This is a genomic window from Mycobacterium sp. (genome assembly GCF_049280035.1).
Classification (GTDB): domain Bacteria; phylum Actinomycetota; class Actinomycetes; order Mycobacteriales; family Mycobacteriaceae; genus Mycobacterium.
This window is the reverse complement of the sequence record NZ_JBAPPI010000024.1, coordinates 1-5,859: the sequence shown is the minus strand read 5'-3', so window position 1 is coordinate 5,859 and position 5,859 is coordinate 1. Positions and strand designations below refer to the sequence as shown.

The window sequence follows — 5,859 nt, the reverse complement described above, 5'->3', positions numbered from 1 at the left end:
AGCGTGTACCGTCTTGCGTCATGAGCGGCGCCGTGTGCCCCGGGTCATTCGATCCGGTGACATTGGGCCACATCGACGTCTTTGAACGGGCCGCGGCCCAGTTCGACGAAGTGGTCGTGGCGATCTTGGTCAACCCCGCCAAGAAAGGCATGTTCGACCTCGACGAGCGGATCGCGATGATCAAGGAGTCGACGACGCATCTGCCCAACCTGCGGGTGGAGGCCGGGGAGGGTCTGGTGGTCGACTTCGTCACTGCACGTGCGATGACGGCCATCGTGAAGGGGCTGCGCACCGGCACCGACTTCGAATACGAACTGCAGATGGCGCAAATGAACAAACACGTCGCCGGCGTTGACACCTTCTTTGTGGCAACCACGCCGCGGTATTCGTTCGTGTCGTCATCGCTGGCTAAAGAGGTCGCGATGTTCGGCGGTGATGTCTCCGAACTGCTGCCCGAGCCGGTGAACCGTCGGCTAGCGGAAAAACTGCGACAGCCGGACTTCGGTAACTGAGAAACCACCAGCGCGACCGTGCGGAGGTAACGGCCGCGCTGGTGGTTTATTTCGTTAGCTCTCGGCGAGCGCGCTGTGCAGCGACTGCTTTGCCTCGGTGATCGCGGTCAAGACCTTGGTTCGAGCCTCGGCCAGTTTCTCCTTCTGCGCATCCGTGCCCGACCAGACGATGGTCCGGGCGAGTCCGGCGAGCTCGAAGAGCCCCCAACGGATCTTGGCAACGTCGCCGAACTTGGCTGCCCGACCAAGGAACGCGTGGATGGTTTCACTGCTGATGCCCTTCCACGCCAACACATTCGTGCCCAGCTCGGTCAGGGTGGCTACCCCATCGCTGACGGTCACGAAGCCGCGACCCGCCAGCAGGCCAATAGCGATCTCGACGACCCCCTGCGGGGGGCTGAAAGCACCCTCGGTCGCGTCAGAAACGCGCTGCACAATCTGCTCGGCGTTCGCCGGCCCATCCAGCAGCAGGGCAGCAGTACCGATCACTGCCCGCTTGCGTGGTCCGCCGAAACCGTGCCCGCCGAAGCCGGGTCCACCGAAGCCGTGCCCGCCGTGCCCGCCCCAGCCAGGCCCACCGAATCCAGGCCCACCGAAGCCGGGTCCACCGAAGCCGGGTCCACCGAATCCAGGCCCGCCGAAGCCGGGCCCACCAGAAAATCCACCACCGAACATCCCTGTTCTCCTTCAGGTAACGGCGACTAGCCAACCGGCCCAGCCGCCAATTTGCATATCTAGTTACTTGATACCCGGCGCCGCGATATGTGTCAACAAACTTGATATCAAGGCAGAATGCAGAAGAAGATCAACGGCGACGCGCTGCCCGATCAGTGTCTCGGACCGGGTGATCCGTGTCAGCATGTCTGAGATGAGCGAAATCGAGGATCAAACGCTGGGCTTTCTGGTCCGCCGGTTGATGGCGCGATTGCGACCCGAGGCGGCGACGGCGTTGCGACCGCTGGGGCTCGGACTGCCCGAGTTCGTCTGCTTGCGCATCCTCGAGACGTATCCGGGCCGCACCAGCGCCGACCTGGCCCGCCACACGCACGTCACGGCGCAAGCGATGAACCTGGTTTTGCACGAGCTGGAAGATATGGGCGCGGTGACCCGCCCGGAAACGGCGCCGTCGGGCCGTGCCCTGCCCGCTCAGCTCACCCGCAAGGGCAAGGCGCTGCTCAAGCGGGCGGAAGCGGCCGTCGATGCGGCCGAGGACAAGATATTGGCGCACCTGAGCCCGGCCGAACGACGCCAGCTCAAACGACTTCTGTACCGGGCGGGGGACCGGCCGACCCAAGACGCGGCGGCGTGTGCCTCCCCCGGGGCGCGACCCGTTGAACATAAGTAGCGCACAACGCTGCTCGCCAAAAGGTCGTCGCGCGCACCGGTTAGAACACGACGGTCTGATTGTCGTGCACGATGACGCGATCCTGGCAGTGCCAAAGCACGGCGCGGGAAAGCACCGCGCGTTCAACGTCGGCGCCTACCCGCACCAGGTCGTCGACGGTGTGGGTGTGGTCAACGCGCACGACATCTTGCTCGATGATGGGCCCTTCGTCGAGCACCTCGGTTACGTAGTGGGCCGTCGCGCCGACCAGTTTGACACCGCGTTCGCGCGCCCGCTTGTAGGGCGATGCGCCGATAAAGGCGGGCAGGAACGAGTGATGAATGTTGATCAGCGGGCAGCCGATCGCATCGAGAAATGCCGGGCTGAGTATCTGCATGTAGCGAGCCAGTATCACCAAATCAACGTTCCCAGAAAGTAACTGGATCTGACGCTGCTCGGCTTCGGCGCGATTGTCACGGGTGGCCGGGATGTGGATGAACGGCACGCCGAAGGGGCGTACGTGCTCGGCCAGGGTGGGATGGTTAGCGATCACCATGACCACTGACATCTGAAGTTCGCCGCGACGGTTGCGCCACAACAGATCTAACAAGCAGTGGTCGTCCTTCGACGCCATGATGGCGACCCGCTTCGGCTTAGCGGCCTCGGTGAACCGGTAGTCGATATTGAATTTGTCGGCCACCGTGGTGGCGAACTTGCGTTCCAGGTCGTCGACGGCAGCTGTCAGGCCGGGTAGGTGAAAGATCGCGCGCTGCAGAAATGTTCCGTCCTCGGGTGCGGTGGAGTGCTGATCCAGCGAAATGATATTGGCGCCGGCCTGGGCGAGGAAGTTGCTGACCGCAGCGATCAGGCCTGGCCGGTCGTGGCAGCGAAGCAGTAGCCGACCGATATCGGCCGGCGGCGGCGGACCGCCGGGTGGTGGCAGGTAGTTATCAGGCTGCGGCTCCGCGGAGGGCGTTGTCATGGCCCCTTCACCAGTAGGTCTCAACGCGACGGTGACGGCGATTTACCGCCCCGCGGGCCAGGATAGCCCCGCTAGTGATGCCCGTGAGGGTGATCGTGACATTCATCGTTCGCGTCGGGGGAGCCGCCCATCATGCGCAGCATTGGGATGCCGTTGGTAGCAATGAAACGGATCACCAGCACCGTCGCGATGACGAGGAAGACGATGTTGAGCCAAGTGGTGTAGTTCCATGAGATTTCGGCCTGCATCACCGTTGCGCTCCGCTGCGAAGGAATGAGATTTGTTGCGCCGAAGATCAATTCGACAAGGTAACCGGCTATGACCATCGCGGCGTAGAACGTGCCCAGCAACGTCAGCATCATCGCAGTGCCGTAATACTTCCGGTAGATGTTCAGGATAGGAATGATCAACAGGTCGGCGAAGATGAACGCTACGACGCCGCCGAAACTGATGCCGCCGTTCCACAGCACCGCGGCCAACGGCACGTTGCCGATCGAGCAGACGAACGAGACGATCGCCACGATGGGACCAACGATCGGTCCCCACACGAAAGACAAAACTGGGTGATCAGCAAAAAAGAAGTGCTGCCAGAACGATTCGGGCACCCAGGCCGCAATAGCGCCCGCGATCAACAGCCCGAGGATTAGATCACGAAGGATCGCGGCCCACTCCATGACGAACACATGTGAGACCGAGGTCAAGCCCTCCCCGGAAAACAACCGCCGCCAAAATGAACCCTCGCGTTGAACCGACATGTCCATCGCTGCATGGCCTTCCATCGACCCGGCCAGCCCCCGATCAGCCTGTTGGCGGGCGGCGTCGATGAGTCGCGAGCGCACGAAAAGCCGGAACAGCACAGCCAGCACCACGATCATCAGTGGGCCGCCGACGAACTCCGCCGCAGTGAACTGCCAGCCCATCAGCAGAGCCAGGATGATGCCCAACTCCACCACCAGATTGGTCGAACCGATCTCGAAGGCCATGGCCGCGGTGAAGTTGGCGCCCTTGCGGAACAACGACCGGGCCAGGGCCACCGCCGCATACGAGCACGACGAGGACGCTGCGCCCAGTCCCGCGGCGACAGCCAGGGTGCGTGGCCGATCGTCACCCAGCAGAGCCACGACGGTCGATCGACGCACGACCGCCTGCACCACTGCAGACAGCGCGAAACCCAGAATCAACGCCCACAAGATCTCCCACGTCATCGACCCCGCAAGCGCCAACGCATGCCCGACCGCTCCCACCGCTTCGGTTACCACCAGACCCTCCAATTCGGCCGTCCGCCTGCCCTGGCTCCATCAATATACCCCCAGGGGGTATAGCACCCAACCGGAACATCACCGTCGCCCGCCCGTCCATGATTGCCGCAAACCTGCCCGGGCCGACATAATGGCGCCAAGTGTGCAGGTAAGTGGCGCAGTTCGGGTCGCTTAATGGCCGACACACCGGCCCGGCAACCCAGTCACAGCCGCAACACCAGGCACACTGGTAACAACAACGATGCCGGGAGGGTATTGCCGTGTACCGAGTATTTGAGGCGCTCGACGAGCTGGGCGCCATTGTCGAAGAAGCTCGTGGTGTGCCGATGACCGCGGGCTGCGTGGTGCCCCGCGGTGACGTGCTCGAGCTGATCGACGACATCAAGGACGCTATCCCGGGCGAGCTGGATGACGCCCAGGACGTGCTCGACGCTCGCGACGCGCTGTTGCACGAGGCCAAGGCGCATGCCGACTCCGTGATGTCCTCGGCGAATACGGAGTCCGAGTCGATGCTCAACCACGCCCGTACCGAGGCGGACCGGATCTTGGCCGAGGCCAAGGCGCAGGCCGACCGGATGGTCGGCGAGGCACGTCAGCACAGCGAAGGAATGGTTTCCGAAGCGCGTGAGGAATCAGTCCGTATCGCGGCGGCGGCGAAACGCGAGTACGAGGCCACCACGGCCCGCGCCAAGTCGGAATGCGATCGACTTGTCGAAAACGGCAACATCTCCTACGAGAAGGCCGTGCAAGAAGGCATCAAAGAACAGCAGCGCCTGGTCTCCCAGACCGAGGTCGTGCAATCGGCCAACGGCGAGGCCTCTCGGCTCATCGACGCGGCGCACGCCGAAGCCGACCGGCTGCGCGGTGAATGCGACATCTACGTCGACAGCAAGCTGGCTGAGTTCGAGGAGCACCTCAACAGCACCCTGCGCTCGGTCAACCGCGGCCGCCATCAACTACGGACGGCAGCGGGCGTGCACGACTACGCGCAGCGGTAGCCCTGCTACCGGCGGCACCAGGCGGCTAATCGCCACCCGTAGAATTGCGGCCATGGCCCGGCAGCACAGTCGAACGGCGCAGCCGCGTCCGGGATCGCCGCTAGCCGTTAACATCGCGCGGCTGGGCCGGCGCCCGGGCTCCATGTTTCCCCTGCACGACGTGGTACCCAGCCCGTTGCGCATCGGCCTGGAAATGATCGGTATCCAGGCCGGCGCGCCACTGGAGCTCGATCTGCGCGTCGAGTCGGTGTCCGAAGGCGTGTTGGTGACCGGGACGCTGACCGCACCCACCACCGGCGAATGCTCCCGCTGCCTGACGCCCTTCGACGGGCGGGTAGACGTGGGCCTGACCGAGCTGTTTGCCTACCCGGACAGCATCACCGACGCGACCACCGAGGAAGACGAGGTCGGCCGGGTCGTCGGCGACTTCGTCGATCTCGAACAGCCGATTATCGATGCGGTGGGATTGGAACTACCGTTCTCACCGGTGTGCCGCGCGGATTGCCCCGGGCTGTGTCCGCGGTGCGGCGTCTTGCTGGCAACCGCCGGGCCCGGTCATCACCATGATCAGATCGACCCGCGCTGGGCCAAGCTGGCTGCAATGTTGCGGCCCGACAACGACGGGGGCGCGCAGTGAATGAGCTGCTCGATGCGCTCGGCGTCGAATTGCCCGATGAGTTGCTGACCTTGGCGCTGACCCACCGCAGCTACGCCTACGAGAACGGCGGTCTGCCCACCAACGAGCGCTTGGAGTTTCTCGGCGACGCAGTTCTTGGCCTGACCG

At 63.9% G+C, this 5,859-nt stretch carries 7 protein-coding genes and 1 pseudogene; 5 read left to right on the top strand and 3 right to left on the bottom strand.

Annotated features, from left to right (window positions below; genetic code table 11):
* Positions 1-20: 20 nt before the first annotated feature.
* Positions 21-512, top strand: coding sequence for a pantetheine-phosphate adenylyltransferase (gene coaD, locus WAN71_RS00855; protein ID WP_422223518.1), 492 nt, complete (start codon positions 21-23; stop codon positions 510-512).
* 54 nt (positions 513-566) lie between these two features.
* Here the strand turns inward: coaD and WAN71_RS00850 are convergent, their stop codons facing one another.
* Positions 567-1,187 (bottom strand): hypothetical protein, encoded by a 621-nt coding sequence (locus WAN71_RS00850; protein WP_422223517.1) that lies wholly within the window; start codon positions 1,185-1,187, stop codon positions 567-569.
* A gap of 193 nt (positions 1,188-1,380) precedes the next feature.
* Here WAN71_RS00850 and WAN71_RS00845 point away from each other — a divergent pair, with 193 nt between their 5' ends.
* Positions 1,381-1,857, top strand: coding sequence for a MarR family winged helix-turn-helix transcriptional regulator (locus WAN71_RS00845; protein ID WP_422223516.1), 477 nt, complete (start codon positions 1,381-1,383; stop codon positions 1,855-1,857).
* 40 nt (positions 1,858-1,897) lie between these two features.
* On the opposite strand, the gene purU is transcribed toward WAN71_RS00845, so the two are convergent.
* On the bottom strand, positions 1,898-2,818 hold the full coding sequence (purU, locus tag WAN71_RS00840; protein ID WP_422223515.1) for a formyltetrahydrofolate deformylase: 921 nt from the start codon (positions 2,816-2,818) through the stop codon (positions 1,898-1,900).
* Positions 2,819-2,889: 71 nt separating this feature from the next.
* The gene (locus WAN71_RS00835) at positions 2,890-4,089 is read right to left on the bottom strand and encodes a permease (RefSeq protein WP_422223514.1); all 1,200 of its coding nucleotides are present in this window, start codon (positions 4,087-4,089) and stop codon (positions 2,890-2,892) included.
* A 248-nt stretch (positions 4,090-4,337) separates the two neighbouring features.
* On the opposite strand from WAN71_RS00835, the gene sepIVA reads away from it, so the two are divergent.
* The 3 genes and pseudogenes from sepIVA to WAN71_RS00820 all read left to right on the top strand — a co-directional run.
* Positions 4,338-5,075, top strand: coding sequence for a cell division protein SepIVA (gene sepIVA / locus WAN71_RS00830; RefSeq protein WP_422223513.1), 738 nt, complete (start codon positions 4,338-4,340; stop codon positions 5,073-5,075).
* 52 nt (positions 5,076-5,127) lie between these two features.
* On the top strand, positions 5,128-5,712 hold the full coding sequence (locus WAN71_RS00825) for a YceD family protein (protein ID WP_422223512.1): 585 nt from the start codon (positions 5,128-5,130) through the stop codon (positions 5,710-5,712).
* Positions 5,658-5,859, top strand: a pseudogene (locus WAN71_RS00820) (hypothetical protein); the annotation flags it as partial. The gene WAN71_RS00825 and the pseudogene WAN71_RS00820, both read left to right, overlap by 55 nt.